Below are 25090 nucleotides of genomic sequence, written 5' to 3' on the forward strand. Positions count from 1 at the left end.
GATGTCCTTGCGTGAGGGGGCGCGCCGAGGCGCAGATGCGGGGGGTCAGTTCTCGCCCGGCTCGGTCAACCGAGCCTCCTGCGCGCGATACGCGTCGCTGAGGATCGCGGCGAGGCCGTTGAGGCGGGCGTCGACGTCGACCAGGATGTCGTGGCCCCGCCGGTCCTTGTTCATGAAGTGAGCCGCGACGAAGCCGCCGATCACGCCGATCAGGAACCACAGCACATTCTTCATGTCGTCATCCTTGCCCTAGAGCCGCGAAGGCGCGGTCTCTCCATCGTAGGCGGAAACGACAGGAGGCGTCGGGAACCCCGACGCCTCCTGCCTGATGCTCTTCCGCTGGATCAGCGAGCCGCGTAGTACTCGACGACGAGCTGCACTTCACAGGTCACGGGGACCTCGGCGCGCTTCGGACGACGGACCAGGCGGGCCTGGAGCTTGTCGAGCTCGACCTCGAGGTAACCCGGAACGGCGGGCAGGACCTCGGCGTGACCGCCGGCGGCTGCCACCTGGAAGGGCTCGAGGCCCTCGCTCTTGGGCTTGACGTGGATGAGCTGACCCGGCTTCACGCGGAACGACGGGCGGTCGACGAGCTGGCCGTCGACGAGGATGTGACGGTGCACGACGAGCTGGCGAGCCTGCGCCGTGGTGCGGGCGAAGCCCGAACGGACCACGAGCGCGTCGAGACGCATCTCGAGGAGCTCGACGAGGTTCTCACCGGTCAGACCGTCCTGGCGACGGGCCTCGTTGAACGCGATACGCAGCTGCTTCTCGCGGATGCCGTACTGCTCGCGCAGACGCTGCTTCTCACGCAGACGGACGGCGTAGTCGCTGTCGGCCTTGCGCTTGGTGCGGCCGTGCTCGCCCGGAGCGTAGGGACGCTTCTCGAGGTAGCGGGCGGCCTTGGGGGTGAGTGCCACGCCGAGGGCGCGGCTGAGACGCACCTTGCGGCGGTCCTGGGACTTCGTGACCACGAAGTTATCCTTCCGATGACGTGGACGTGGATTTCACGTCCGACGGACGTATCACCGCGTTCTTCCTCGGGGCGCACGCCGGGGTGCCGTCGAGGTGGGGTGTGAACGAGGAGATGCCCGAAAACACGGTTTCGAGCCGCTCAAGTCTAACAGACGACGGCAGACACCCGAGGCCCGCGGATCACCGGTCGCCGAGGATCCGGCGGATGCGCTCCAGCCGTGCACTGATGTCGCGCTCCGCGCCCAGGTTCTTCGGCTCGTAGTAGTGGCGTCCGTCGAGCTCGTCCGGCAGGTACTGCTGCGGCACGATCCCGAACTCGCTGTCGTGCGCGTAGCGATAGCCGCGGCCGTGGCCCAGGCGCTTGGCGCCCGGGTAGTGGGCGTCGCGGAGGTGCAGCGGCACGCGCCCGAACCCTCCGGCCCGGATGTCGGCGATGGCCGCGTCGATGCCGACATACGCCGCGTTCGACTTCGCGGTCGTGGCCAGGTACACGGTGGCCTCCGCGAGCGGGATGCGTCCCTCCGGCATCCCGATGAAGGCCACGGCGTCGGCGGCGGCCACGGCGATGCCGAGCGCCTGGGGGTCGGCGAGCCCGACGTCCTCGGACGCGGAGATGACGAGCCGCCGGGCGATGAACCGCGGGTCCTCCCCCGCCTCGATCATGCGGGCGAGGTAGTGCAGCGCGGCGTCCGGGTCGGAGCCTCGGATCGACTTGATGAAGGCGCTGATGACGTCATAGTGCTCGTCGCCCTGCCGGTCGTAGCGGAGCAGAGCCTTGTCGACGGCCTGCGCCACATCGTCGGCGGTGACCTCGGGGACGGTCGACTCCTGGTCCTCGCTGTCGTCGTCGGCCGTCGCCGCGTGCGAGAGCGCCACCGCGGCGGCGGCCTCCAGCCCCGTGAGGGCGCGACGGGCGTCCCCCGACGCGAGGCGGATGAGGGCCGACCGCGCCTCGTCGGTGAGCGCGACCGCGCCTCCGAGTCCGCGGGCGTCCGACACCGCCCGATCCACGAGCACGCCGATGTCGTCATCGGTGAGCGGCTGCAGGGTGAGCAGCAGCGACCGGGACAGCAGAGGCGAGATCACCGAGAACGAGGGGTTCTCCGTGGTGGCGGCGATGAGGATGACCCAGCCGTTCTCCACGCCGGGCAGCAGGGCGTCCTGCTGGGCCTTGGTGAAGCGGTGGATCTCGTCGAGGAAGAGGATCGTCGTCTGCCCGTAGAGGTCGCGCTGCGTGATCGCCTCCTGCATGACCTCCCGCACGTCCTTCACGCCGGCGGTGATGGCCGAGAGCTCGACGAACCGGCGGCCGGAGGACCGGGCGATGGCCTGGGCGAGCGTGGTCTTCCCGGTGCCGGGCGGGCCCCAGAGGATGATAGACACCGCACCGGGCGAGCTGGCCTCCGGATCGGCGAGGGCGACGATGGGCGACCCGGCCCGCAGCAGGTGGCGCTGTCCCGCGACCTCGTCCAGCGACACCGGACGCATGCGCACGGCGAGCGGTGTCTGCCCGGAGAGCAGGGCGGAGGGAGAGGACATTCCTCCAGGCTAACGGCGGCCGGGGACACGAGGCGAGGCCGGCGCCCCGGTAGGCTCTCAGGCGACGTCGTGGACCGGCGTCGGACGGGAGAAGCAGGGCATGGCCGCACGCGGTTCCAAGAAGGCGCAGACACGCACCGAGGCGGAGCGCGCTCGGCTGCACACCGCTCGCACCCGCTGGCACCAGGACCAGATCCGCCGACGGACCCGGGACAACGCCATCGCGATCACCGTCGGCGCCCTCATCGTCGTGGGCGCGATCGTCAGCCAGGTCGTGCATGCGCAGGTGACCGCTCCGGAACCGACGCCGTCGCCCTCGCCCACCTCCTCGATCGAACCGTCCCCGGCGCCGACCGATACCCCGACGGAGGCTCCGACCGCGCCCGCCACTCCCTCGGAGTGAACCGATCCGGCACGATCAGTCGTCGAGCACCGCGAGTCGATAGCCGCGCTTGACCACGGTCTGCACGAGGTCGACGTCGCCGAGGGCCTCGCGGAGCCGCGCCACAGCGACCTCGACGGCTCGAGGACTCCGCCGCCCGCCCGGGAGCACCTGCCCGATCTCCGTCCGGCTGAGCACCCGCCCGTCGGCCACGAACAGCGCTTCCATGACGCTCACGGCTCCGCGGGAGAGCGGGACGAACACGCCGTCGATGAGAATGCCCCCGCTGCGTACCGCCACGTCGCCGACGTCCGTCCGCCGTTCGCGCCCCGCGCGGGCGAAGTGATCGATGACCGTGCGGGCGAGGTCTTCCGCCGTCGGCCCGCACGCTGTGGACGCGGCCAGTCCGAGCTCCGCCAGCTGAGCCGTCGCTGTGGGGTCGGCGGTCGCCAGGAGCAACCGCGAAGCCCGCGCGCGAGCACGCACCACATCGAGCATGCCGAGGCGCTCGAAGATCGCCAGGAGGCCTGGCACGCCTTCGGCGGCGGGGAACAGCACAGCGTCGACCTGGCCGGTCGCGATGCGGTGCGCCGTTCGCTTCGTGCCGGCGGGGATCGCCTGATCGTCCCGCAGTGACACGATCCGCACGACCTCCGACCCGCTGCCGGTGAGGGCGTGCAGGAGCGCGTCGGCGTCGACGGGCTCGGGCCGCACCGGCCGTGCCACCTCGGCGACCGCGATGCGGGAACCCACGAGTGCCGGGGCCACGCGGGTCGGCGCGCTCATCTCGCCCCCTCTGCGGACCGCACTCCCGCCGCCGTCCCTGTGCCGCTGCGGTCCAGGTCTCGACGCCGGCGGGTTCCCCCGTCCGCGGGTCCGACCAGCGGCGTCATCGGGTGGCGCCCGCCGGCTTCCGGCTCCGAGGTCCGGATCACCGCGCCTGCGGCCCGGAGGCCCGCCAGCACTCGCGGGAGGTCGCCGCGCCGGATCCCCCCGACGGTGATCGTCGCCTCGCCGAGACCGATCGTGGCGTCGTGACGCTGGGCCAGGCGGCCGATCACGAGGAGGAGCGCAGCGTCGATCTCCCTCCCGACCTCGACCTCGACGTCGACGACGGAAGCGGCGGCCGAACCACGGAGGCGGACGCCCGGTCGGCGGTCGGGGGTGTCGGCAGGGGCGGGGTCACGCTGCAGCAGCGCAACCGCCAGACGGCGGAGGCAGGGCCCGCAGTCACGGCTCTCCCCCGCTGCGGCCAGGGCATCGGCGAACGTCCGGATCCCCCGGCGATCCAGCTCGACAGTCAGCGCGTCCAGCGGGAGCGTCAGGAGACCGTGGCCGCATTCGTCCGCGCGGTCGTCGGACGCTGCCGAAGCCAGAAGCACGCGAACCTCCGCGCGCCGATCGGTGTCATCGCGCGAGAACCGCGCCAGCCATGCCTGACCCTGTTCGCCGATCGTCGTCGCTCCGTACACCTGACGCGCATCTGCGGAGAGCAGGATCTCTCCGAAACGGCGTCCGTCGAGGGCGGACAGCGGGACGGCGAAGGCCGACCCACGGACGTCGTCGATCCGCAGGACGGCGAGGTCGATGCCACCGGGCCGTCCGTACCAGCGCCGCGGTCCTCGGTCCGTGAGCGGAGCGCCGCACAGGGCGGCGACCGCACGGTCCGCGGAGGAGCATGCGGCTTCGACGCCCCGCTCGAGCTGGCCGACTCCCACCGCGACGTCCCCGATGGCGAGGATCCGCTCGTCCTCTGTCTGTCCGGCGGCATCCACGATCACGCCTCCGCCCTGGCGCACCGGGAGACCGGCGTTGCGCGCGAGTTCGTCTCTGGCCCGTGCACCGGTCGTCACGACGAGGTCCGCCCGGACGAACGTCCCGTCCTGGAACTCGACCGCGGTGACGGCACCGGCCTCGTCGGGATCGACGCGCGTCAGCCGCGTCCGGGTCCGCACGGTGATCCCGCGTGCCTCCACGACCCGCCGCAGCGCCGCCGCGGCGGGCGCCGACAGCACGGAGGGAAGCAGCCGATCCGCGGTGGCGACGAGGGTCGTCTGCACTCCGGCCTCGTCCAGAGCGAGCGCAACGTCGACCCCGGACTCGTCTCCGCCGAGCACCACCGCTCGGAGGGCACGTGGCAGCTCCGTCCTGCGGATGGCCAGGAACGCGCGCAGGGTCTGTGCGTCTTCCATCGCGCGGAAGGTGAAGGCCCCACGAGCGCGGATGCCTGGCACCTCGAGCGGGCGCGCGTGGGTCCCGGTCGCCAGGACGAGCGCGTCGTAGTCGTACCAGCGGCGCGAACGGGTCCGCACGCGGCGTCCCGCCCTGTCGATACGCAGCACCCGGTCGTCGTCGATCAACCGCACCCGATCGTCGCGGAACGGCGCCCGGTCGAGATCGATGCCCGATGCCGCGTCGCCCGCGACCACCCGCGCCAGCCCGGAGCGGTCATAAGGCAGCCGCCCCTCGTCTCCGAACACCGTGATCCGCACGTCCCGCTCCGGATCCTCCAGCATCCGCGCGACGAAGCGGTGCGCCGCAACGCCCGCCCCCACGACGACGATCTCCGCTGTGCGCGCTGCGTTGTCGTCCATGGAACTCCTGTCGACCTGGGGACTGTCGTGGTCGCGACGATAGGAGCGCCGTGTTACCCGGAGATGACGCGGAGTGTTTCCTGCGTCGAACGTTCTGCTCACGAAACGGTAACGTCCCACTTTGTCGAGACCCCGGGTCGCCGTCGAGACCCCGCCTCGTTCGCGCACGAAGCACGGGGTCTCGGCGGGAAGACGGGGTCTCGCGGATCGAAGAGGGCGTACTAGGCTGAGCCTCGTCCTTTCCGCCTCCCGCGGCGTGACCGCGCAAGGAGAATCACCGTGTCTGCCAACGAGCCCGCGAAGCCGACCCCGCCCGTTCCCACCCCGCCCGCCGTGCCGCTGCCGCGAAAGGCGCCGACACCGGCCGCCGTCGCGCCGGCCGCGGCGAAGCCGACCCCGGTCTCCTCCGCCGGCGAATGGGGCCGGGTCTCCGAAGACGGCACTGTCGAGGTGCGCGAGGGCGAGTCCTGGCGCGTCGTCGGTCAGTACCCGGACGGCACTCCCGACGAGGCCCTGGCCTACTTCGTCCGCAAGTACGACGACATCGCCTTCAAGGTCGTCGCCCTCGAGCAGCGTCACCAGGCCGGCGGCGCCTCGGCGAGCGACCTGTCCAAGCAGGCCGCCCACCTCATCGACGAAGCTACGGATGCCGCGGCCGTCGGCGACCTCGCCGGCCTCCGCGACCGCCTCACCGCACTGACCGCGTCGCTGTCCGAGGCCACCGCTCAGGAGGCGCAGCAGGCGAAGGAGCTCGTCGAGCAGGCCGTCGCCGAGCGCACCGCCCTCGTCGAGCGTGCCGAAGCCATCGCCGCCCGCGACCTGAGCAAGGTCCAGTGGAAGCAGGTGACCGCCGAGCTCAACGAGCTGTTCGAGTCCTGGCAGGCGCAGCAGCAGAACGGTCCGCGCCTGTCGAAGGGCGTCTCGCAGCAGCTCTGGAAGCGGTTCCGCGATGCCAGGGCCGTCGTCGACAAGCACCGCCGGGCGTTCTACTCCGAGCTCGACGATGCGCACAAGGCGGCGCGCGACGCGAAGTCCCGACTGGTCGAGCGCGCCGAGGCCCTGGCCCCGCGCGGGGTCGACGGCATCCCCGCCTACCGCTCCCTCCTGGACGAGTGGAAGACGGCCGGTCGCGCCGGACGCAAGGCCGACGACGCCCTGTGGGCGCGGTTCAAGGCCGCCGGAGACGCTCTCTACGCCGCCCGTGCCGAGCAGGCCGCTGCGGAGGAGGCCGACTCGGCTCCGAAGATCGAGGCCCGGCAGGCGCTGCTCGAGCAGGCGAAGGCGGTCGCCGACGAGCCGAACATCAAGCGCGCCCGCGCCCTGCTCACGCGTATCCAGCGCGAGTGGGACGAGGTCGGACGCATCTTCCCGCGCGACAAGGAGCGCGCACTCGACGACAAGCTCCGCGTCATCGAGCAGGCACTCAAGGCGCGCGAGGACGTCGACTGGAAGAAGAACAACCCCGAGACCAAGGCGCGGGCGAACGACATGAGCTCGCAGCTCCACGAGGCCATCGAGAAGCTCGAGTCCGAACTGGCCGCCGCCGAGAAGGCTGGGGACAGCAAGGCCGCCAAGGAGGCAGCGGACGCCCTCGAGGCCCGTCGCGCCTGGCTCAACGCCCTCGGCGGCTGAGCTCTCCACAGGTTCACTGATCTCCGCATGAGCGGGGTGCATCACGCCACACTGGCGGCATGCACCCCGCTCTGCTGTATCTGCCCGGCGCGCGCCTGAGCGTGGGCGAGCTCAGTGCCGCCCGGATCGACGGCCATGTCGTCGAGGTCGGTGACGCCTACATCCCGGCTGATCTGCCGGAGTCCCCCGATGTGCGGGCGCAGAGCATCGCCGCGCTCGTCCAGGAGGGCGCAGCGGCCTGCGGGCCCAGTGCCGCCTGGATCCACGGCGCCCGCGATGCCCCGCCGTCGATCCACCACGTGCGACGCTGCGTGGAGCGCCGGGTGCGCCCGCGGGTGCAGACCAGAGTGTCGTTCCACGACACCTTGGTCCCCGCGGCGGACCTGGCCCGCCTCGGCGGGATCTTCGTGACGTCGCCGGTGCGCACGATGGGCGACCTCGCCACGGCGCTGCACCGCGATCCCCGTGTGCTCCCGTGGATGCAGGCCCTCGCCCAGGTCGACCCGACCGCGCTCGACGGCGCCATCGCCGACCTCCGGGCCCGGCACCGAGTGCCCGGCAGCGTCAGTGGTGTCGCGGCGTTGGAGCGGCTCGTCAGGAGGACGTGACGCGGTACACGTCGTAGACGGCGTCGATCCGGCGCACCGCGTTCAGGACGCGGTCCAGGTGCACGGCGTCACCCATCTCGAACACGAACCGACTGAGTGCCAGGCGCTCATCCGTCGTCGACACGGTCGCCGACAGGATGTTCACGTGATGCTCGCTGAGCACCCGCGTGACGTCCGAGAGGAGGCCGGAGCGGTCCAGGGCCTCCACCTGGATCTGCACACGGAACACGCTCTTCTTCGTCGGCGCCCAGGAGACCTCGACGAAGCGGTCCTGCTCGCCGCTGAGAGCCTTCACGTTCACGCAGTCCGCCCGGTGCACGGAGACACCGCTCCCCCGGGTGACGAAGCCGACGATGGGATCACCGGGCACCGGAGTGCAGCACTTCGCGAGCTTGACGAGGATGTCGTTCGCGCCGCGCACCAGCACACCGGAGTCGCCGCCCCGCGACTCTCGCGTCTGGACGCTTCCCGGAAGGTCGATCGCCCCGGTGGTCGGCTCGTCGGTGGCGACGAGCGCGGTGACCTTCTCCAGCACCGACTGGGTAGAGACGTGGCCCTCGCCGACAGCGGCATAGAGACCCGAGACGTCCTCGTAGTGCATCTGGTGAGCGACCTCGGTGAACGAGTCCTGGCTCATCAGACGCTGCAGCGGGAGGTTCTGCCGGCGCATCGCGCGGGCGATCGCCTCCTTGCCCTGCTCGATGGCCTCTTCGCGGCGCTCCTTCGTGAACCAGCCGCGGATCTTGTTCCTGGCACGGGTGCTCTTGACGAACCCGAGCCAGTCCTGGCTCGGCCCCGCGTCCGGATTCTTGGAGGTGAAGACCTCCACGACGTCGCCGCTCTTCAGCTCCGACTCCAGCGGCACCAGGCGTCCGTTGACCTTGGCGCCCATGGTGCGGTGCCCGATCTCGGTGTGCACGGCGTAGGCGAAGTCCACCGGGGTGGCGCCGGCTGGGAGACCGATCACGCGCCCCTTCGGAGTGAAGACGTAGACCTCCTTGGCGCCGATCTCGAACCGCAGGGAGTCGAGGAACTCCCCGGGGTCTGCGGTCTCGGCCTGCCAGTCGGAGATGTGCGCGAGCCACGCCATGTCGGTGTCGGAGGCGCGGACCTCGGCCTTGCCTCCGCCGTTCATCCGCTCCTTGTACATCCAGTGCGCGGCGACGCCGTACTCCGCCTGGTGGTGCATCTCGTGCGTGCGGATCTGGATCTCGACCGTGCGACCGGCCGGGCCGATCACGGTCGTGTGCAGCGATTGGTAGAGGTTGAACTTCGGGGTGGCGATGTAGTCCTTGAACCGGCCGGGCAGCGGCGTCCAGCGGGCGTGGATGGCCCCGAGCACGGCGTAGCAGTCGCGCACGGACGAGACGAGGACACGGATCCCGATCAGGTCGTAGATGTCGTCGAACTCGCGACCGCGGATGACCATCTTCTGATACACCGAGTACAGCTGCTTGGGCCGGCCGACGACCTTGCCGCGGATGCGCAGGTCGCGGAGGTCTTCGTCGATCTCCTCGATGACCTGGCTCAGGTACTTCTCGCGCTGCGGGGTGCGCTGGGCGATGAGGCTGTGGATCTCGTTGTAGATCTTCGGGTGGAGGACCGCGAAGGACAGGTCTTCGAGCTCCGACTTGATCGCCTGGATGCCGAGGCGATTGGCCAGCGGCGCGTAGATCTCCAGCGTCTCCTTGGCCTTCTTCGCCGCCTTCTCCGGCGGGACGAAGCCCCAGGTGCGGGCGTTGTGAAGCCGGTCGGCGAGCTTGATGAGCAGGACCCGGATGTCCTTCGACATCGCGACGATCATCTTGCGGACGGTCTCGGCCTGCGCGCTCTCGCCGTACTTGACCTTGTCGAGCTTGGTGACGCCGTCGACGAGCATCGCGACCTCGTCGCCGAACTCGGCGGTCAGATCGGTGAGCGCGTAACCGGTGTCCTCGACGGTGTCGTGCAGCAGGGCGGCGGCGATCGCGCGCGGTCCGAGACCGAGCTCCGCGAGGATCTGCGCGACGGCGAGCGGGTGCGTGATGTACGGCTCGCCGCTCTGCCGCTTCTGTCCCTCGTGCTTCTCCTTCGCCACGGCATAGGCGCGGGAGATGACGGCGAAGTCGCCCTTCGGGTGGTTGGCCCTGACGGTGCGGATCAGATTGTCGAGATCGTTGATCCGGGACGCGCGCGAGAAGATGCGGGGCACCAGCCGTCGCAGACTCGAACCCTGCGATGCCGTCTGCGGCTCCGCCATCCACTCACCTCCGAATCAGACAATCCTACGCGCGCTGAGCGGGGGTCGGCCCCGCGGCGGGGCGTCAGGCGTCGACAGCCGCTTTGGTCCGTGCGGCACGGATACGGGCGTCGCGCTCCTTGATCTGCGGCTCGTTCTCACGGAACAGCGAGTACAGCGGCGCGGCCACGAAGAGCGTCGAGTACGTCGCCACGAGGATGCCCACGAAGATCGACAGCGAGATGTCGGTCAGCGTCTCGGCACCGAGCCAGAAGGCGCCGATGAAGAGGATCGCACCGACCGGCAGCGCCGCCACCACGGAGGTGTTGATCGACCGGATGAGGGTCTGGTTCACCGCGAGGTTGACCGACTCCCCGAACAGCCGCGACGTCTTCTCCCCGTCCTCCGTGGTGTTCTCCCTGATCTTGTCGAACACGACAGTGGTGTCGTACAGGGAGTACGCGAGGATCGTCAGGAAGCCGATGACGGCCGCCGGCGAGATCTCGAACCCGGCGAGGGCGTACACGCCGACCGTGATCACGAGCACGTCGAGCAGACCGATGATCGCCGCCGCCGACATCTTCCAGGTGCGGAAGTAGATGGCGAGGATGAGGAAGGTCAGCGCGAGGAAGATCGCCAGGCCCCACAGCGACTGCCGGGTGACGCTCTCGCCCCAGGCCGGGCCGATGAACGAGGAGGCGACCGCATCGGGCTCGACGCCGTAGGCGTCGGCGAGGGCGCCCGCCACCTGCTGTGTCTCCGCCTCCGTCATCTGATCGGTCTGCACCCGGACGTCCTGGTCGTTGACGATGACGACCTTGGTGGCGGCGCCGGGAACCACCGACTGCACCGCTTCGGTCGCGGTGTCCTGATCCGTGGTGTCGGGCGCGGCGACCGTGAACTGCGAGCCGCCGGTGAACTCGATCGAGAACTGGATCGGGCGGAACAGCGGCACGAGGGCCGAGCCGACGACCAGAGCGATCGCGATGATGAACCAGAGGCGGCGGCGGCCGACGAACGGGAAGGAGGTCTTGCCCGTGTAGAGGTTGTTGCCGAACTCATTCATGGAAGGCATCAGTTGTCTCCCTCTCTTCCGGCCGTGGTCTGTCTCTCGGCGGCGAGGGCCTCCGCCCGCTTGCGCTCGGCGATGGTCTGCCGGCGGTCCGCCTCTCCGCGCGAGCGCGCGTTCTTCGCCCCGCGCCCCGCGGACGCCGTGGCGACCTCGCGGTACTGCGAGCGGCTCCGGTACACGGCACCCAGGGCCTCGGGGTCGAGGCCGGAGAGCTTGTGCCCGCCGCCGAAGAACCGCGTACGAGCGAGCAGCTGCATGACCGGGTGGGTGAAGATGACGAAGATCAGCACGTCGATGACCGTCGTGAGGCCGAGGGTGAACGCGAAGCCCTTGACCGTCGAGTCGGCGAGGATGTACAGCACCACGGCGGCCAGGACGTTGATGGACTTGGAGATGTAGATCGTCCGCTTCGCCCGACCCCAGCCGTCCTCGACGGCACCGGTGATGGACTTGCCGTCGCGCAGTTCGTCTCGGATGCGCTCGAAGTAGACGATGAAGGAGTCCGCGGTGAAGCCGATCGACACGATCAGGCCGGCGACGCCGGCGAGCGACAGCCGGAAGCCGATCCGCCACGCCAGGATGCAGATGACGATGTACGTGAGCACCGCCATCACCGCGATCGACGCGATGATCACCGTCCCGAGTGCGCGGTAGGACAGCAGCGAGTACACCGCCACGAGCGCGAGACCGATGAGGCCCGCGATCAAACCGATCTGGAGCTGCTGGGTGCCGAGGGTCGCGGAGATCGTGTCCGAGCTCTGCACCTCGAAGCTGAGCGGAAGGGCTCCGAACTTGAGCTGGTCGGCCAGGGTCGTCGCGCTCTCCTGCGTGAAGCTGCCCGAGATGCTGGGACGGCCGTCGAGGATGACGCCGTTCATGCGCGGTGCGCTGATGACCTCGCCGTCGAGCACGAATGCGAACTGGTCGCGCGGCGACAGTCCGTCGATGCGGTTCTGGTTGAGGCGGGTGCTGACCTGGCCGAAGGCGTCCGCGCCCTCGCCGTTCATGGTGAGCTGCACGATCCAGGCACCGGAGCGCGGGTCGCGTCCCGCGGTGGCGTCGGTGATCGCGCGGCCGTCCAGCTCAGCCGGGCCCAGGATGAACTTGGCCGTGTCATCGGGCGAGCAGGCGATCACCGGCTCGTCCTTCGGGGCCTTCGACGGGTCGTTGGCGGGGTTGGCGCAGTCGTACGCCTGGAACTCCGCCGCGAGCTTGTCGGTGACCCACGAGAGGTCGCTGGCGTCCGTGGGCTCCGCCGTGGGCTCCGCGTTCAGCGACGGGTCCGGGCTCGGGTACGGCGTGGAGTTGCCGTCCTCGCCGACGAACTCGGTGCTCGCCGCCGTGGTGTAGAGCACGGGACGGAACTCGAGCTGAGCGCTGGACTGGATGCGCTGCCGCGTCTGCTCGTCAGCCTCACCGGGGATCTGGACGACGATGTTGCGCCCGCCCTCGGTGGTGATGTCGGCCTCGGCGACGCCGGAGGCGTCGACACGCTGACGGATGATCGCCGCGGCCTGATCGAGCTGCTCCTGCGTCGGCGCGGCTCCGTCCTCGGTCTCGGCGCTCAGGACGATCTGGGTGCCGCCCTGCAGATCGAGCGCGAGCTCGGGTGTCCACGAGCTCTGCTTGAAGACGTACACACCCAGCGCGTTGATGCCGAAGAGCACGCCCGTCACGAGGAGCAGGCCGAGGAGGACCCGCCAGGCGTGGCGGACGGGAGAGGATGAAGCCACGTGTGTTCAGCTTTCTGGAAGGACGGTGATCCGGGAGGCCGTGACGGCCCGCGTGCTACTTGTCGTCGGCGTCCCGCTCGAGGCGGGCGCGGGTCTCCTCCGGCGTCTCCAGCGCGGGAGCGGCGGTCTCGTCGACGATGTGGTCGTCCGCGCCGGCGAGAGGCGCGTCGACGATGGCGTCCTTGGGCTCCACGACACGGAGGATGGCCTGGCTGTGCACCTCGATGACGGTGCCGGGCGCGATCTCCACGAGGGCCGGGGAATCGAGGTCTTCGGCGTCGTACGCGACGATGGTGCCGTAGATGCCGCCCTGCAGCAGGACCTTGGCGCCGGGCACCGTCTTGGTCGCCTTCTCCTCCTGCTCGGCCTTCATCTGCCGGGTGCGCTTGCGCGTGTTGAAGATCATGAAGATCAGCAGGACGGCGAGGAGTCCGAAGAGGACAAATTCCATGGGCATGGGGATGGCGCCTTTCTCAGGTGCACGCACCAGCCTTTGGGCGCACAGCGGTATCGGGGAAGTCTTCAGCGATTATAGGTCATCCAACTTCAGCATCCCGTCCGGGTGCGCCACACCGAGGTGGTCGTAGGCCTCCGGCGTCGCGACCCGCCCTCGGGGCGTCCTGCCCAGGAAGCCGATCCGGACGAGATAGGGCTCGACCACGCTCTCGACGGTCTCCGGCTCCTCTCCCACCGCCACCGCGAGCGTGCTCAGGCCGACCGGTCCGCCGCGGAACCGACGCACCAGGGCCTCCAGCACCGCGCGGTCCAGACGGTCCAGTCCGATCGCGTCCACGTCGTAGAGGTCGAGGGCCGCCCGCACGCCGCTGAGCGTCGCCTCGCCGCCACCGTGCACGAGCGCATAGTCGCGCACGCGGCGCAGCAGCCGGTTCGCGATGCGCGGGGTCCCGCGGGAGCGTCGCGCGATCTCGGAGAGCGAGTCCGTCGGGAGGTCGACGCCGAGCACCGCAGCGGAACGGCCGATCACCCGCTCCAGCTCCCCCTCATCGTAGAACTCGAGGTGCCCGGTGAAACCGAACCGGTCCCGCAGCGGATTGGGCAGCAGCCCGGAACGCGTGGTGGCACCGACCAGGGTGAACGGAGACAGCTCCAGCGGGATGCTGGTCGCCCCCGCGCCCTTCCCGACCATGATGTCGATCCGGTAGTCCTCCATGGCGAGGTACAGCATCTCCTCCGCCGACCGGGCCATGCGATGGATCTCGTCGATGAAGAGGACCTCGCCGGGCACGAGGCTCGACAGCAGCGCCGCCAGATCCCCGGCGTGCTGGATCGCAGGCCCGCTGGACATGCGCAGCGGACGCTCGCTCTCGTGCGCCACGATCATCGCCAGCGTCGTCTTGCCGAGTCCGGGAGGGCCGGCGAGCAGGATGTGGTCCGCAGGGCGCGATTGGATGCGGGCCGCCTCCAGGAGGAGCTGCAGCTGTCCCCGCACCTTCTGCTGCCCCACGAACTCGTCGAGGCTCGAGGGGCGGAGGGCGCCCTCGATGGCGAGTTCGGACTCGTCCGTCGGCTCGGTCGGATCGAGGGCGTCAGCCACGGCCCTGGCCTGCCTGCGCGGGTCCGAGCAGCGCGAGCGTACGCCGCAGGAGGAGGGCGACCGACGCGCGCTCGGTGTCCGTCGCATCCGTCGCCGTCTGGGTCGCCGCCTCGGCTGCGACCTTCTCCGACCAGCCGAGCCCGACGAGCGCCACCGTCACCTGGGTGACGATGTCCCCGCCTCCGGCCGCCGCAGGAGCCGACGGCGCAGCCACGGGCTGCACCTTGCCGGCGAGCTGCACGACGATGAGCTTGGCCGTCTTCGGGCCGATGCCGGAGACCCGACGGAACGGAGCGTCGTCCTCCGCGGTCACCGCCTCGGCGATCTGGTCGGCGGTGAGGTGCGACAGCACGCCGAGCGCCGACTTCGGACCGACCCCGGTGACGCTGAGCAGCAGGCTGAAGATCTCCAGCTCTCCGCGGTCGGCGAACCCGAACAGGGACAGCGAGTCCTCCCGCACGATGAGGCTCGTGTGCAGCAGGAGCTTCTCCCCCACCGTCGCGGTGTGGGCGACATCGGCCGGGACCGCGACCGCGAAGCCCACGCCGCCGACGTCGATGATGACCTGGTCCGGCGTCGTGTGCAGCACGGTGCCGTGCAGAGAGGAGATCATCCTCTCAGTCTAGGAGCCGGCTCGTAGATATGTTCGAGCGACACGCTCCGCGTCGGCCCATGCGCGCTGCGCGGGGGTCAGGCCGCCGCCCGCGCGGCTCGACACCGGGGCGCCGCGGCGCCAGGCGTGACAGAGGGCGATCGCCAGGGCATCGGCGGCGTCGGCCGGCTGCGGAGGGGCATCCAACCGCAGGATCCGCGCGATCATCGCCTGGACCTGACGCTTGTCGGCGGAGCCGTACCCGGTGACGGCGGCCTTGACCTCGCTCGGCGTGTGGGTCGCCGCCGGCAGGCCCGCCTCTGCGGCGATCAGGAGCGCGACACCGCTCGCCTGCGCGGTGCCCATGACCGTATGCGTGTTCTGCTGCGCGAACACCCTCTCGACCGCGACCGCATCGGGTCGGTGCTCGGCGATCGCGGCGCGGATGCCCGCCGCGACGACGGCGAGGCGGTCGCCGATCTCCGCATCCGGGGCGGAGCGGATCACCCCCACGTGGACCAGCGTGCCGCGGCGGGCACGGTCGACATCGACGATCCCGACACCGCACCGGGTCAGTCCGGGGTCGATGCCGAGCACGCGCAGCGAAGTGGTCACCCGATCAGGCTAGGCCGCGTGCGCCGTCGCCGGCTCGCGCCGCGCCTACGCGTCGTCGTTCTCGAGCTCCGCCTGGACCTCGGCCGACAGATCGAAGTTGCTGAAGACGTTCTGCACGTCCTCGCTGTCCTCGAGCGCATCGATGAGGCGGAACACCTTGCGGGCGGTCTCGGCGTCGATCTCGACCTTGAGGTTCGGCACGAACTCGACGTCCGCCGACTCGTAGTCGATCCCGGCGTCCTGCAGGGCCGAGCGGACGGCCACCAGGTCGCTCGCCTCGGTGATGACCTCGAAGCCCTCGGCGTGCGGCTCGATCTCCTCGGCGCCGGCCTCCAGCGCCGCCATCATGACGTCATCCTCGGTGGTGCCCTCGGAACCGACGACGATGACGCCCTTGCGGCTGAAGTTGTACGCGACACTGCCCGGGTCGGCGAGGGTGCCGCCGTTGCGGCTGAGTGCCGTGCGCACCTCGGCCGCGGCGCGGTTCTTGTTGTCGGTCAGACACTCGATCATGAGCGCGACGCCGTTGGGCCCGTAGCCCTCGTACATGATCGAGGTGTACTCGACGGCCTCGCCGCCGATGCCGGCACCGCGCTTGATGGCGCGGTCGATGTTGTCCTTGGGGACGGAGGTCTTCTTCGCCTTGAGCACCGCGTCGAAGAGCGTCGGGTTGCCCTGCAGATCGGCGCCGCCCAGCTTGGCCGCGACCTCGATGTTCTTGATGAGCTTGGCCCAGGACTTCGCACGGCGCGCGTCGATGACGGCCTTCTTGTGCTTGGTCGTGGCCCACTTGGAATGCCCGGACATAAGTCTCCGCTCGTCGTCTGCGCCCCGGAACGCCGCCCAGGGCGTCGTCCAGTCTATCGAAACGTGCCGCGGCACCGCTCCGGTTCCGCTGGCACAGGCGTTCGCGCGAGTTCAGGCATCTGCGCGCGGAGGCGCCTGTTCTCCCGCGCAGGCCTGAACTCGCAGTCGCGAAGTCAACGGCGGGAGATCCGATCCAGGAAGCGCCGGTGGAACCGCGTCTCGTTCGAGATCTCCGGGTGGAAGCTCAGGCCGAGCAGCCCGTCCTGCTCCACGGCGACCACACGGCCGTCCGGCAGCGTCGCGAGCACCGAGGCCCGCGGCCCCACCGCCTCCACGACGGGTCCGCGGATGAAGGCTGCGGTCACCGGCTCGTGGAACGCGGGCACCGTCAGCTCCGCCTCGAACGACTCGGCCTGCCGCCCGAACGCGTTGCGCCGCACGACCGCATCGAGTCCGCCGAAGCTCTGCTGCCCGTCGATCGCGTCGATGACCTCATCGGCCAGCAGGATCAGCCCCGCGCAGGTGCCGAGCACCGGCATCCCGCCGGCGATCGCGTCACGGATCGGCTGCTGCAGCCCGAACAGCCGCGCCAGCTTGTCGATCACGGTCGATTCGCCGCCAGGGATCACGAGGCCGTCGACCCGGGCGAGTTCCTCGGGCCGACGGACCAGAGCGACGTCGGCGCCGAGGGCCTCGAGGAGCACGGCATGCTCCCGCACGTCCCCCTGGAGCGCGAGGACGCCGACGCGCGGACTACCAGCCACGCTCGGCGAGGCGGTGCGGCGCGGGCAGGTCGCTCACATTGATGCCGACCATCGCCTCGCCCAACCCGCGGGACACCTCGGCGATCACCTTCGGGTCGTCGAAGAACGTGGTGGCCTTCACGATGGCCTTCGCCCGCTCGGCGGGATTGCCGGACTTGAAGATGCCGGAGCCGACGAACACGCCGTCGGCGCCGAGCTGCATCATCATCGCCGCGTCGGCCGGGGTCGCGACCCCACCGGCGACGAACAGCACCACGGGGAGCCTCCCGGTCTCGGCGATCTCCGCGACGAGCTCATAGGGCGCCTGCAACTCCTTCGCCGCCACGAACAGTTCGTCCTTCGGCAGCGCGGTCAGCGCGGCGATCTCTCCCCGGATCTTCCGGATGTGCTTCATCGCCTCGGACACGTCACCCGTGCCGGCCTCGCCCTTGGAGCGGATCATCGCCGCGCCCTCGTTGATGCGGCGCAGCGCCTCCCCCAGGTTCGTGGCCCCACAGACGAACGGCACGGTGAAGCCGAACTTGTCGATGTGGTTCACGTAGTCGGCGGGCGAGAGCACCTCGGACTCGTCGATGTAGTCGACGCCGAGCTCCTGCAGCACCTGCGCCTCGACGAAGTGCCCGATCCGCGCCTTCGCCATGACGGGGATGGACACCGCGTCGATGATGCTGTCGATCATGTCCGGGTCGCTCATCCGCGAGACGCCGCCCTGCGCGCGGATGTCCGCGGGGACCCGCTCCAGTGCCATCACGGCGACGGCGCCGGCGTCCTCGGCGATCTTCGCCTGCTCGGCGGTGACGACGTCCATGATGACGCCGCCCTTGAGCATCTCGGCGAGACCGCGCTTCACGCGTGCGGATCCGGTGGTGGGCTGCTCGGTCATGGGGGTCTCCTGTCGGATGATCCGAAATGGTTTTTGATCTAGATCAAAGGTAGCACTGTCCGCTCCACCTAGAATCTCGGAGGAGGATCATGAGCGAGCAGATCAGGGGAACCACCGCGGCCGAGATCGCGGACAGCGTGCGCGCCCTCCGGGACCGCGGCACGCTCCGCCCCGGCGAGGTCCTTCCTCCGGTGCGCGAGCTCGCGGCGACACTCGGTGTCAACCGGAACACCGCGGTCGCCGCCTACCGCCAGCTCGCGCAGGCGGGACTCGTGCATTCGCGAGGGCGCGCGGGCACCGTGCTCGCCGGCGTCGACGTCGTGCCGCAGGAGGGCTACGCGCCGGACACCGTGCTCCGCGACATCGGCACGGGCAACCCCGACCCTTCTCGGATCCCCGACCCGTCGCAGGCGCTCGGCACGATCGGCCGCCGCCCCGTGCTCTACGGCGAGCCGGTGATCGACCGCGGTCTCGAAGCGTGGGCACGGGAGTGGATGGGCGCCGACCTTCCAGGGCAGGACTTCCGCGTCACCGTCACCAGCGGGGCCGTGGATGCCGTCGAACGGCTGCTCGCCCAGGCCCTGATGCGGGACGACGCGGTGGCCCTCGAGGACCCCTGCTTCCTCGCGAGCATCCATACCGTGCGGCTCGGCGGGTACCGGGCCGTCACGGTGCCGGTGGACGAGGAGGGCATGACGGTCGACGGCCTCCGTGCCGCTCTGGACGCGGGTGTCCGCGCCGTCATCTGCACCCCGCGGGCACAGAACCCGACGGGCGTCAGCCTCTCCCCCGCCCGGGCGAAGGCGCTGCGGGCCGTGCTCGCCGATCACCCGTACGTGCTCGTGATCGAGGACGACCACTTCTCTCTGCTCTCGCAGCGCCCCTACGAGTCGCTGATCGGCCCGGAGCACCGACGGTTCGCCCTGGTGCGCTCGGTGTCGAAGTTCCTGGGCCCTGACATGTGCCTGGCCCTCGCGGCGACCGATCCCGAGACCGCTGAGCGCCTGGCGATGCGGCTCAGCCCCGGCACCACCTGGGTGAGCCACCTGCTGCAGCGCCTCACGCTCGCCCAGCTCACCGACCCCGCCGTGCGCGATGAGATCGCGGAGGCAGGTCGGCACTACGCCGCGCGGAACGCCGCCTTCGCGGAACGCCTGCGCGCGGAGGGGATCGACGCCCCGGACCCGGACGGCCTGAGCCTGTGGGTCGGCTTCGCCAAGCCGGCGCGCGCCATCGCCGACCACCTCATGCGCCGGGGCTGGCTCGCGCGCACCGGCGACGACTTCGCGCTGGACGAGCGCGCCGAGCCTTCGCGCCACCTCCGCCTGACCGTGCACGACCTCTCCGAGGACGACACGGCGACCCTCATCGCCGACCTCGTCGCCGCCGGACGATGACCACCCGACGCGGGCTCCGGCCCGCCCAGAATGAAAGGGACCGGGTATGAAGATCCTGTCCATCCAGTCCGCCGTCGCATACGGTCACGTCGGCAATTCCGCGGCTGTCTTCCCGCTCCAGCGCATCGGCGTCGAGGTGCTGCCGGTCTACACCGTCACCTTCTCGAACCACACCGGGTATGGCGCCTGGCGCGGCCCGCTGATCGACCCCGCCGATGTGGGCGAGGTCATCACCGGCATCGAGGAGCGCGGCGTGTTCGGCTCCATCGACGCCGTGCTCAGCGGCTACCAGGGCAGCGAGGGCATCGGCGACGTCATCATCGACGCGGTCGCCAGGGTGAAGGCCGCGAACCCCACGGCGCTGTACGCGTGCGACCCGGTCATGGGCAACGCGAAGTCCGGCTGCTTCGTGGCTCCGGCCATCCCGATCCTGCTCCGCGAACGCGTGGTGCCGGTGGCCGACATCATCACGCCGAACCAGTTCGAGCTGGGCTTCCTCACCGAGACCGAGCCCGACACGCTCGAGTCGACCCTCGCGTCGGTCGACCTCGCGCGGGCGATGGGGCCGCGCACGGTGCTCGTCACGAGCGTCGAGCGGCCGGACCGCGAAGAGGGCACGATCGAGATGCTCGCCGTGGACGACGCGGGCGCGTGGCTCGTGCAGACCCCGCACCTGCCGATGAAGGCGAACGGCTCCGGCGACGTGACGGCGGCGCTGTTCACCGCGCACTACGTCGCGACCGGCAGCGCGCAGACCGCTCTGGAGCGCACCGCCTCGAGCGTCTACGACCTGCTGCAGGCCACGCTCGACTCGGGCGAGCGCGAGCTGCAGCTCGTCGAGGCGCAGGAGTTCTACGCGAACCCGCGGATGCAGTTCACCGCACGGCAGGTGCGCTGAGTCCCCGGAACGGGGACCCCGACGCGACGGCTCAGCGGTCGGCGGGGGGCCACGCCTCGGCGACGGCCTCCCGCACCTCGCCGAGGAGCTGCGGGAGCGCCTTCGTCTTGGCGATGATCGGGAAGAAGTTCGCGTCCGAGCGCCACCGCGGCACCACGTGCTGGTGCAGATGCGCGTCCACGCCCGCTCCGGCCACCGCTCCCTGGTTCATGCCGAGGTTGAAGCCGTCGCAGCCGGAGACCTCGCGGAGCACGCGCATCGCGGTCTGGGTGAGGGCGCCGATCTCGGCGACCTCCTCGGCCGTCGCCTGGTCGTAGGTGGCGATGTGCCGGTACGGGCAGACGAGCAGGTGACCCGAGTTGTACGGGAAGAGGTTCAGCAGCACGTACGCGGTCTCCCCGCGCGCCACGATGAGCCGCTCGGCATCCGGGTACTTCGGTGCCTCGCAGAACGGGCATTCCTCGCGCAGCGGCTCCGGCCCGGCCTGGATGTACGCCATCCGGTGCGGGGTCCACAGCCGCTGGAACTCGTCGGGCACCCCGACGAGACGGGAGGCGTCCTCGAGGTCCGCCTCACCGTCCGTCATGCGAGGTCTCCCGCCTTCAACACCAGCGCGTGCGAGGCGATGGCGGCGCTGATCCGGCGCACCGCGTCGGCGACCGGCACGCCGTTCTCCTGCGTGCCGTCGCGGAAGCGGAACGACACCGTCCCCGCGGCACGATCCTGCTCCCCCACGATGAGGATCAGCGGCACCTTCGCGGTGGTGTGATTCCGGATCTTCTTCTGCATCCGGTCGTCGGAGTGGTCGACGTCGGCCCGCACGCCCGCCGCCCGGAGCTGCGCGATGACGTCGTCCAGGTAGTCGCCGTACTGCTCGGCCACCGGCACACCCACCACCTGGCTGGGCGCGAGCCAGAGCGGGAAGTCGCCGGCGTAGTGCTCGAGGAGGATCGCGAAGAAGCGCTCGACGGAGCCGAGGAGCGCCCGGTGGATCATCACAGGCCGGTGCTTCTGCCCGTCGGGACCGGTGTACTCCAGCTCGAACCGGTCGGGCTGGTTGAAGTCGAGCTGGATGGTCGACATCTGCCAGGTGCGGCCGATGGCGTCGCGGGCCTGCACCGAGATCTTCGGGCCGTAGAAGGCCGCGCCACCCGGGTCGGCGACGAGCTCGAGACCGGATTCGATCGCGACCTCGCGCAGCGTGTCGATCGCCGTCGCCCACTGCTCGGGCTCGCCGAGGAACTTCGGGTTGCCCTCCTCGTTCGTCGAGAGCTCGAGGTAGAAGTCGTTGAGGCCGTAGTCCCGGAGCAGGTCGAGCACGAGGTTCAGGTTGGTGGTGAGCTCCTCCTTCACCTGGTCCTGGGCGACGTAGATGTGCGCGTCGTCCTGGGTCAGACCGCGCACGCGGGTGAGCCCCGACAGCGTGCCGGACTTCTCGTAGCGGTAGACCGTGCCGAACTCGGCCAGACGCAGCGGCAGCTCCCGGTAGGAGCGCCCGCGCGAACGGAAGATGAGGTTGTGGAACGGGCAGTTCATCGGCTTCAGGTAGTAGTCCTGGCCCTGGCGGGTGACGTTGCCCTCGTCGTCGACGACCTCGTCGAGGTGCATCGGGGGGAACATGCCGTCCGCATAGGTCTGCAGGTGCCCGGACGTCATGAAGAGATCCTTCTTCGTGATGTGCGGGCTGTTGACGAGGTCGTAGCCGTTGCGCAGCAGGTGCTTGCGCAGGTTCTCCTCGATCTCGTAGCGGATGATGCCGCCCTTGGGATGGAACACGGCCAGTCCCGAGCCGATCTCGTCCGGGAACGAGAACAGGTCCATCTCGGCGCCGAGCTTGCGGTGGTCGCGACGCTCGGCCTCGGCGATGCGCTCCTGGTAGGCGCGCAGCTCGTCCTTCGTCGGCCATGCGGTGCCGTAGATGCGCTGGAGCTGCGGGTTCTTCTCGCTCCCCCGCCAGTACGCGGCGGCGATGCGGGTGAGGTCCCAGCCATTGCCGATCATGCGCGTGTTGGGCAGGTGCGGACCGCGGCAGAGGTCCTTCCAGACGACCTCGCCATCGCGGGTGGTGTTGTCGTAGATCGTGAGCTCGCCCTCGCCCACCTCGACGGATGCCCCCTCGGCGATCTCGCCCTCGGAGGCCGTCGACGGGCCCTTGAGCCCGATGAGCTCGAGCTTGAACGGCTCGTCCGCGAGCTCCGCACGAGCCTCCTCGTCGGTCACGACGCGACGGACGAAGCGCTGGCCCTCGCGGACGATGCGCTGCATCTCCTTGGAGATCGCCTTGATGTCCTCGGGCGTGAACGGGGTGTCGACGCCGAAGTCGTAATAGAAGCCGTCGGTGATGGGCGGACCGATGCCGAGGTTCGCCTGCGGGTTGATCCGCTGCACCGCCTGCGCGAGCACATGCGCGGTCGAGTGACGCAGGATGTTCAGGCCGTCGGGGCTGTCGATCGTGACGGGCTCGACGTCGTCGGTGTCGGTGACCGTCGCAGCGAGGTCCTTCAGGACGCCGCCGACGCGCATGGCGACGACGTTTCGGTCAGAGAACAGGGCGAAGCCGTCGGTCGGCTGGGCGTTTTCAGGCACTGATCACTCCATCTGGGTCTGGATCTAGGCTACTCGTCCGCTCGCCGGTCGCCGACCGTCACGCGGCGGTCTCCGACAGCGGATCCGCGGCCGCCGGTGCGAAGATGATGATCGCCGCCCCGGCCAGCGCCACCACGGATCCGATCACGTCCCACGAGGTGGGGCGGAATCCGTCGACGATGACGCCCCAGGCGAGGGAGCCTGCGATGAAGATCCCGCCGTAGGCGGCCAGGACGCGGCCGAAGTTCGCGTCCGGCTGCAGCGCCGCGATGAACCCGTAGGCACCGAGGGCCATCACCCCGAGGACGGCGAACAGCCACCCCCTGTCCTCCTTCACCGCCTGCCAGATGAGCCAGGCACCGCCGATCTCGGCGATGGCGGCGAGGAAGAAGAGGACGGTGATGCGCAGCACGGTCATCGCCTCAGTGTGACAGGCACGGCGTCCGACGGGGACGGTAGCGTGGGCGCATGACACGGACGATCGCCCGCTGGCTCCTTGCTCTCGCCCTCGGGACGATGGGCGTGCTGCACTTCACCCAGACACGCGGGTTCCGGGTCGTCGTGCCCGACTGGGCGACCCGCTTGACCCGGATGGACAAGGACACGATCGTCCTGGCGTCGGGTGCGGCCGAGGTCGCGCTCGCGGCGGGCCTGGTGGCTCTGCCGCGGGAACGCCGCAAGATGGGGTGGGCGACGGCGGGATTCTTCGCCGCGGTCTTCCCTGGCAACTGGCATCAGTGGCGCACCGGGAGATCGACGCCCGGGCTCGACACGGAGCGGCGGCGGTTCGGCCGCCTGTTCCTGCAGCCTCTGCTGATCGCCTGGGCCCTGTGGGCGACCCGATGACCTCGCCCTCGATCGTCTGGTTCCGCGACGATCTCCGCCTGGCCGACAACCCCGCGCTGCGTGCCGCGGTCGACCGCGACGAACCGATCATCGCGCTCTTCGTCCTCGATGAGGAGTCCCCCGGCATCCGTCGGCTGGGCGGTGCCGCGCGTTGGTGGCTGCACCATTCGCTGGCCTCCCTCGCCGCGCGGCTGCAGGAGAAGGGGACGACGCTGGTGCTGCGGCGCGGGCCCGCCGACCGGATCGTGCGGGAGCTGGTCGCCGAGTCGGGTGCCGGAGCGGTCTTCTGGAACCGCCGCTACGAGGCGGCCGGGCGCGAGATCGACGCGGGGCTGAAGGCGACGCTGCGCGACGACGGTCTCCAGGTGGCGTCTTTCGCGGGGTCGCTCCTGCACGAGCCGTGGACGGTCACCACCGGGAGCGGCACGCACTATTCGGTCTTCACGCCGTTCTGGCGGGCCTGTCTGGCCCTTCCGGCCCCGCGCGCTCCGCTCCCCGAACCCCGCGAGCTCCCCGGCGCCGGGAAGCGGCTCTCCTCCGATGCGCTGGACGACTGGGGGCTGCTACCGACCGCCCCGGACTGGGCGGGCGGGCTCCGCGAGACATGGGAGCCCGGGGAGCCCGCCGCGCGCCGCCGGTTGCAGCACTTCCTCGCCGACGACATCCGCACGTACGACCACGCTCGCGACGCCCCGGCTGCCGGTGCCACCTCCCGGCTGTCTCCGCGACTGCGCTGGGGCGAGCTCAGTCCGTTCACCGTGTGGCATGAGGCGATCGAGGTCGACGGGGCGGGCGGATTCCTCTCGGAGCTGGGCTGGCGCGAGTTCGCCTGGCACACGCTGTTCCACTTCCCCGACCTCGCGACGAAGAACCTGCGGCGGGAGTTCGACGCGTTCCCGTGGCCTCCGCTGGATCCCGCACGTCTGGAGCTCTGGCAGCACGGCGAAACCGGAGTTCCCCTCGTCGACGCGGGCATGCGCGAGCTCTGGCACACCGGGTACATGCACAACCGGGTGCGGATGGTCACGGCATCGTTCCTCGTCAAGAACCTCCTCATCGACTGGCGCCTCGGCGAGGAGTGGTTCTGGGACACGTTGGTGGACGCCGATGACGCGAGCAATCCGTTCAACTGGCAGTGGGTCGCGGGTTCCGGCGCCGACGCTGCCCCGTACTTCCGCGTGTTCAACCCGGAGCTGCAGGCCAGGAAATTCGACGGCGAGGGGCACTACATCGGGCGCTGGGCTGCGGACGCCCCCACTGAGCCGATCGTCGACCTCGGCGAGACGCGCAAGGCTGCGCTCGCCGCCTACGACGTCGTGAAGCGCACCGGAGCACCACGGGGCTGACGCGCGCCCCGGCCCGTCACGGACTCCGGCACATGGCAGACTGGTGGC

At 70.3% G+C, this 25090-nt stretch carries 25 protein-coding genes; 7 read left to right on the forward strand and 18 right to left on the reverse strand.

Going from position 1 to position 25090, the window contains the following annotated elements:
• Positions 1-45: 45 nt before the first annotated feature.
• The 3 genes from AC3B5L_RS08850 to AC3B5L_RS08860 all read right to left on the reverse strand — a co-directional run bounded on the left by AC3B5L_RS08850 (position 46) and on the right by AC3B5L_RS08860 (position 2514).
• Complete coding sequence (locus AC3B5L_RS08850) at positions 46-234, reverse strand: hypothetical protein (protein WP_490095647.1); 189 nt, start codon at positions 232-234, stop codon at positions 46-48.
• Between the two features lie 110 nt (positions 235-344).
• Positions 345-974, reverse strand: a complete 630-nt coding sequence (gene rpsD, locus AC3B5L_RS08855) for a 30S ribosomal protein S4 (RefSeq protein WP_187661514.1) — start codon at positions 972-974, stop codon at positions 345-347.
• A 181-nt stretch (positions 975-1155) separates the two neighbouring features.
• Positions 1156-2514, reverse strand: a complete 1359-nt coding sequence (locus tag AC3B5L_RS08860) for a replication-associated recombination protein A (protein ID WP_259954509.1) — start codon at positions 2512-2514, stop codon at positions 1156-1158.
• Positions 2515-2614: 100 nt separating this feature from the next.
• On the opposite strand from AC3B5L_RS08860, the gene AC3B5L_RS08865 reads away from it, so the two are divergent.
• Complete coding sequence (locus AC3B5L_RS08865) at positions 2615-2917, forward strand: hypothetical protein (protein WP_187661516.1); 303 nt, start codon at positions 2615-2617, stop codon at positions 2915-2917.
• Positions 2918-2932: 15 nt separating this feature from the next.
• Here the strand turns inward: AC3B5L_RS08865 and AC3B5L_RS08870 are convergent, their stop codons facing one another.
• Positions 2933-3682, reverse strand: a complete 750-nt coding sequence (locus tag AC3B5L_RS08870) for a winged helix-turn-helix domain-containing protein (RefSeq protein WP_259954510.1) — start codon at positions 3680-3682, stop codon at positions 2933-2935.
• Positions 3679-5490, reverse strand: a complete 1812-nt coding sequence (locus AC3B5L_RS08875) for an NAD(P)/FAD-dependent oxidoreductase (protein WP_490095648.1) — start codon at positions 5488-5490, stop codon at positions 3679-3681. Before AC3B5L_RS08875 ends, AC3B5L_RS08870 begins: the two co-directional genes overlap by 4 nt.
• Before the next feature lie 279 nt (positions 5491-5769).
• Between AC3B5L_RS08875 and AC3B5L_RS08880 the strand changes: the two genes are divergently transcribed.
• Together AC3B5L_RS08880 and AC3B5L_RS08885 are read left to right on the forward strand one after the other, a co-directional pair.
• Positions 5770-7122 carry a DUF349 domain-containing protein gene (locus tag AC3B5L_RS08880; RefSeq protein ID WP_268776289.1) on the forward strand — a complete coding sequence of 451 codons (1353 nt, stop codon included), beginning with the start codon at positions 5770-5772 and terminating at the stop codon, positions 7120-7122.
• Between the two features lie 59 nt (positions 7123-7181).
• Positions 7182-7730 (forward strand): type IV toxin-antitoxin system AbiEi family antitoxin, encoded by a 549-nt coding sequence (locus AC3B5L_RS08885; protein ID WP_490095649.1) that lies wholly within the window; start codon positions 7182-7184, stop codon positions 7728-7730.
• Here the strand turns inward: AC3B5L_RS08885 and AC3B5L_RS08890 are convergent.
• The 10 genes from AC3B5L_RS08890 to pdxS form a co-directional block, all read right to left on the reverse strand.
• A complete protein-coding gene (locus AC3B5L_RS08890) occupies positions 7717-9969 on the reverse strand; it encodes a RelA/SpoT family protein (protein WP_187661521.1) in 2253 nt (750 codons plus the stop codon). The genes AC3B5L_RS08885 and AC3B5L_RS08890 overlap by 14 nt on opposite strands.
• 64 nt (positions 9970-10033) lie before the next feature.
• A complete protein-coding gene (gene secF, locus AC3B5L_RS08895; protein ID WP_187661522.1) occupies positions 10034-11023 on the reverse strand; it encodes a protein translocase subunit SecF in 990 nt (329 codons plus the stop codon).
• A complete protein-coding gene (secD, locus tag AC3B5L_RS08900; RefSeq protein WP_187661523.1) occupies positions 11023-12753 on the reverse strand; it encodes a protein translocase subunit SecD in 1731 nt (576 codons plus the stop codon). The genes secF and secD overlap by 1 nt, the downstream gene beginning before the upstream one ends.
• A gap of 55 nt (positions 12754-12808) precedes the next feature.
• A complete protein-coding gene (locus AC3B5L_RS08905; RefSeq protein ID WP_327036709.1) occupies positions 12809-13210 on the reverse strand; it encodes a preprotein translocase subunit YajC in 402 nt (133 codons plus the stop codon).
• Positions 13211-13282: 72 nt separating this feature from the next.
• Positions 13283-14308: a Holliday junction branch migration DNA helicase RuvB gene (gene ruvB, locus AC3B5L_RS08910; protein ID WP_259954516.1), complete on the reverse strand. Its 1026-nt coding sequence runs from the start codon at positions 14306-14308 to the stop codon at positions 13283-13285.
• Complete coding sequence (ruvA, locus tag AC3B5L_RS08915) at positions 14301-14921, reverse strand: Holliday junction branch migration protein RuvA (protein WP_259954517.1); 621 nt, start codon at positions 14919-14921, stop codon at positions 14301-14303. Before ruvA ends, ruvB begins: the two co-directional genes overlap by 8 nt.
• A gap of 9 nt (positions 14922-14930) precedes the next feature.
• Positions 14931-15515: a crossover junction endodeoxyribonuclease RuvC gene (gene ruvC / locus AC3B5L_RS08920; RefSeq protein WP_187661526.1), complete on the reverse strand. Its 585-nt coding sequence runs from the start codon at positions 15513-15515 to the stop codon at positions 14931-14933.
• 45 nt (positions 15516-15560) lie between these two features.
• Positions 15561-16322, reverse strand: a complete 762-nt coding sequence (locus tag AC3B5L_RS08925) for a YebC/PmpR family DNA-binding transcriptional regulator (RefSeq protein WP_187661527.1) — start codon at positions 16320-16322, stop codon at positions 15561-15563.
• A gap of 173 nt (positions 16323-16495) precedes the next feature.
• Complete coding sequence (pdxT, locus tag AC3B5L_RS08930; protein WP_259954519.1) at positions 16496-17086, reverse strand: pyridoxal 5'-phosphate synthase glutaminase subunit PdxT; 591 nt, start codon at positions 17084-17086, stop codon at positions 16496-16498.
• Positions 17076-17969 (reverse strand): pyridoxal 5'-phosphate synthase lyase subunit PdxS, encoded by an 894-nt coding sequence (gene pdxS / locus AC3B5L_RS08935; protein WP_259954520.1) that lies wholly within the window; start codon positions 17967-17969, stop codon positions 17076-17078. The genes pdxT and pdxS overlap by 11 nt, the downstream gene beginning before the upstream one ends.
• 89 nt (positions 17970-18058) lie before the next feature.
• Here pdxS and AC3B5L_RS08940 point away from each other — a divergent pair, with 89 nt between their 5' ends.
• Both AC3B5L_RS08940 and pdxY read left to right on the forward strand, forming a co-directional pair.
• On the forward strand, positions 18059-19366 hold the full coding sequence (locus AC3B5L_RS08940) for an aminotransferase class I/II-fold pyridoxal phosphate-dependent enzyme (RefSeq protein ID WP_259954521.1): 1308 nt from the start codon (positions 18059-18061) through the stop codon (positions 19364-19366).
• A 46-nt stretch (positions 19367-19412) separates the two neighbouring features.
• A complete protein-coding gene (pdxY, locus tag AC3B5L_RS08945) occupies positions 19413-20264 on the forward strand; it encodes a pyridoxal kinase PdxY (protein ID WP_187661531.1) in 852 nt (283 codons plus the stop codon).
• Positions 20265-20295: 31 nt separating this feature from the next.
• On the opposite strand, the gene AC3B5L_RS08950 is transcribed toward pdxY, so the two are convergent.
• The 3 genes from AC3B5L_RS08950 to AC3B5L_RS08960 all read right to left on the reverse strand — a co-directional run bounded on the left by AC3B5L_RS08950 (position 20296) and on the right by AC3B5L_RS08960 (position 23268).
• Complete coding sequence (locus AC3B5L_RS08950) at positions 20296-20850, reverse strand: HIT family protein (protein WP_187661532.1); 555 nt, start codon at positions 20848-20850, stop codon at positions 20296-20298.
• Complete coding sequence (thrS, locus tag AC3B5L_RS08955; RefSeq protein WP_366236923.1) at positions 20847-22787, reverse strand: threonine--tRNA ligase; 1941 nt, start codon at positions 22785-22787, stop codon at positions 20847-20849. The genes AC3B5L_RS08950 and thrS overlap by 4 nt, the downstream gene beginning before the upstream one ends.
• Before the next feature lie 121 nt (positions 22788-22908).
• Entirely contained in the window at positions 22909-23268 is a 360-nt protein-coding gene (locus tag AC3B5L_RS08960) for a YnfA family protein (RefSeq protein ID WP_259954522.1), read from the reverse strand.
• 50 nt (positions 23269-23318) lie between these two features.
• Between AC3B5L_RS08960 and AC3B5L_RS08965 the strand changes: the two genes are divergently transcribed.
• Positions 23319-23696 carry a DoxX family protein gene (locus AC3B5L_RS08965; RefSeq protein ID WP_259954523.1) on the forward strand — a complete coding sequence of 126 codons (378 nt, stop codon included), beginning with the start codon at positions 23319-23321 and terminating at the stop codon, positions 23694-23696.
• Positions 23693-25042, forward strand: a complete 1350-nt coding sequence (locus AC3B5L_RS08970; RefSeq protein ID WP_259954524.1) for a cryptochrome/photolyase family protein — start codon at positions 23693-23695, stop codon at positions 25040-25042. The genes AC3B5L_RS08965 and AC3B5L_RS08970 overlap by 4 nt, the downstream gene beginning before the upstream one ends.
• The last annotated feature ends 48 nt before the right edge of the window (positions 25043-25090 follow it).

The sequence above is a fragment of the Microbacterium sp. C-MGS6 genome, assembly GCF_058140415.1.

Excerpts from the sequence above, each read along its gene's own strand:
- AC3B5L_RS08850 (WP_490095647.1), bottom strand. The coding sequence starts at position 234 with ATGAAGAATGTGCTGTGGTTCCTGATCGGCGTGATCGGCGGCTTCGTC.
- AC3B5L_RS08860 (WP_259954509.1), bottom strand. The coding sequence starts at position 2,514 with ATGTCCTCTCCCTCCGCCCTGCTCTCCGGGCAGACACCGCTCGCCGTG.
- AC3B5L_RS08865 (WP_187661516.1), top strand. The coding sequence starts at position 2,615 with ATGGCCGCACGCGGTTCCAAGAAGGCGCAGACACGCACCGAGGCGGAG.
- AC3B5L_RS08870 (WP_259954510.1), bottom strand. The coding sequence starts at position 3,682 with ATGAGCGCGCCGACCCGCGTGGCCCCGGCACTCGTGGGTTCCCGCATC.
- AC3B5L_RS08875 (WP_490095648.1), bottom strand. The coding sequence starts at position 5,490 with ATGGACGACAACGCAGCGCGCACAGCGGAGATCGTCGTCGTGGGGGCG.
- AC3B5L_RS08885 (WP_490095649.1), top strand. The coding sequence starts at position 7,182 with ATGCACCCCGCTCTGCTGTATCTGCCCGGCGCGCGCCTGAGCGTGGGC.
- AC3B5L_RS08890 (WP_187661521.1), bottom strand. The coding sequence starts at position 9,969 with ATGGCGGAGCCGCAGACGGCATCGCAGGGTTCGAGTCTGCGACGGCTG.
- secF (WP_187661522.1), bottom strand. The coding sequence starts at position 11,023 with ATGCCTTCCATGAATGAGTTCGGCAACAACCTCTACACGGGCAAGACC.
- AC3B5L_RS08905 (WP_327036709.1), bottom strand. The coding sequence starts at position 13,210 with ATGCCCATGGAATTTGTCCTCTTCGGACTCCTCGCCGTCCTGCTGATC.
- ruvA (WP_259954517.1), bottom strand. The coding sequence starts at position 14,921 with ATGATCTCCTCTCTGCACGGCACCGTGCTGCACACGACGCCGGACCAG.
- AC3B5L_RS08925 (WP_187661527.1), bottom strand. The coding sequence starts at position 16,322 with ATGTCCGGGCATTCCAAGTGGGCCACGACCAAGCACAAGAAGGCCGTC.
- pdxS (WP_259954520.1), bottom strand. The coding sequence starts at position 17,969 with ATGACCGAGCAGCCCACCACCGGATCCGCACGCGTGAAGCGCGGTCTC.
- AC3B5L_RS08940 (WP_259954521.1), top strand. The coding sequence starts at position 18,059 with ATGAGCGAGCAGATCAGGGGAACCACCGCGGCCGAGATCGCGGACAGC.
- pdxY (WP_187661531.1), top strand. The coding sequence starts at position 19,413 with ATGAAGATCCTGTCCATCCAGTCCGCCGTCGCATACGGTCACGTCGGC.
- AC3B5L_RS08950 (WP_187661532.1), bottom strand. The coding sequence starts at position 20,850 with ATGACGGACGGTGAGGCGGACCTCGAGGACGCCTCCCGTCTCGTCGGG.
- thrS (WP_366236923.1), bottom strand. The coding sequence starts at position 22,787 with ATGCGCGTCGGCGGCGTCCTGAAGGACCTCGCTGCGACGGTCACCGAC.
- AC3B5L_RS08960 (WP_259954522.1), bottom strand. The coding sequence starts at position 23,268 with ATGACCGTGCTGCGCATCACCGTCCTCTTCTTCCTCGCCGCCATCGCC.
- AC3B5L_RS08965 (WP_259954523.1), top strand. The coding sequence starts at position 23,319 with ATGACACGGACGATCGCCCGCTGGCTCCTTGCTCTCGCCCTCGGGACG.
- AC3B5L_RS08970 (WP_259954524.1), top strand. The coding sequence starts at position 23,693 with ATGACCTCGCCCTCGATCGTCTGGTTCCGCGACGATCTCCGCCTGGCC.